The following is a 1,448-nucleotide window of genomic DNA, read 5'->3' as shown; positions in this document are numbered from 1 at the left end:
AATTAGCACGGACTTCCGTCCATTGATTAAATGTACCTTTTACTTTAAATTGTGCCCAAAGTGACAGTCCGAATGCTAAAAAGATGAGAATGTCCATTGGATGAAATAACATTACATTCTCCCCTTACACTACTATTGGTATTAAAATTCTTCATCTTCTCCACCAAAGAAATCGTCAAAAAATCCTTCTTCCCCTTCTTCAGCTTCCTCATCAAAGCCTAGTGCTTCCTCGATGGCATCATCTACGAGTTCTTCCACCAACATTCCTGCCAACATTCCTGCAGCAAAACCGCCAATCGCTCCCATCATGCCATGTCCGTGTCCATGCAAATGAGGAGTATGGGAATAATGAGTCATGTAAGATGATGCTGTATATTGATACGGCTGCTCGATCATTTCTTGAATCATTTCGCGAAGTTTGTCAGCTAGTATGCTTACATCGGTTAATTCTGTATGTGCGAAAAAGATTTCCCGTTTTAACTCTTTTTCCTGCAAACCAAAGGCTCCTGCATATACATCTACTTCAAGAAGCAGGCGAACTCCCTCTTCTTCTAAAAATGCAAAAAACTCAACTTCTTGAACAACTTCTCTAAATTGTTCCGTTGGAAACAGTTCGAATTCTTGGCCATACGGTTTTAGTGATCCTGAAGTTGCCTTTTCCCGGAAGCCTAGCTTTTCAAAAGCAATGAAGATTTTTTCTAAAGGCAATGGTGGAAGAATTTGTACTGCATCTTCATCCAAATGATCTACACCGCCTGCAATATCAAGACGGGTAACAAACGTGTAATGAATACCGTGTCTTGACACTGGAAGAGTTTTTGGCAATTCATATGCAAAAGGCAATACTTTTTTCTCGCCAGCCTGAATGACAAAGGCAGAAGCTACTGGAATCGTTGCCACTGTTTTTGTTTGCGATTGCCCGTTTTTGTTTAATGTTAAACGAAGTTCTACATCAATTTTGTTGATATGCTGTTCTACTGTTCCTCCTTCAATGAAAAATTCACCGCTAATGGTCTCTCCCAATCGTACTTGGGAATGATGCAGCATAAGGTTGATATTCGCAGAACCAATCCCCAGCTTCGATAAAAATTTTCTAAACATTCTTTCATCTCTCCTAACATTTATTCCTGAATCCGTGATAAAAACGCGTTCAAACTGCTGAGAAAGCTTGATAAATCAACAAATATCACACTTTTTGCTTTTCACTCAATAAGTGAACATCCGAAACTGGGCTAAACCCTTGATATGATTACGTTTTCCGGTGCTTTTGATGAGCTGCTGTCACGGATTCAGGATTTATTATTAAATAAAAGGATTTTCTCCAAGCAATATCGCTAATGTTTGTAGCAAAGTATAACCTTGTTGGGCCAGTGGTTTTGTCATCAGCTTGATCTGTTGTTCATTTAATTGTTTAAGTAACGGTTTTAATTCCAACAGTTCTTCTTGAA

Annotated in this window: 1 protein-coding gene and 1 pseudogene; both read right to left on the bottom strand. The window is 38.9% G+C overall.

Translation table 11 applies throughout. The features are described from left to right. Nucleotides 1-112 (bottom strand): annotated as a pseudogene (locus VU18_RS20945) (peptidase); the annotation flags it as partial. A gap of 29 nt (nt 113-141) precedes the next feature. Further along, on the bottom strand, nt 142-1,101 hold the full coding sequence (locus VU18_RS16755; RefSeq protein ID WP_033011003.1) for a sporulation protein: 960 nt from the start codon (nt 1,099-1,101) through the stop codon (nt 142-144). Nucleotides 1,102-1,448 lie beyond the last annotated feature (347 nt).

This window comes from Geobacillus sp. ZGt-1 (assembly GCF_001026865.1).
In the GTDB taxonomy this organism is placed as follows: domain Bacteria; phylum Bacillota; class Bacilli; order Bacillales; family Anoxybacillaceae; genus Geobacillus; species Geobacillus thermoleovorans.
Note: the sequence above shows the minus strand (reverse complement) of the source record. Positions and strands in the feature narration are given on the sequence as shown.

Excerpts from the sequence above, each read along its gene's own strand:
- VU18_RS16755 (WP_033011003.1), bottom strand. The coding sequence starts at position 1,101 with ATGTTTAGAAAATTTTTATCGAAGCTGGGGATTGGTTCTGCGAATATC.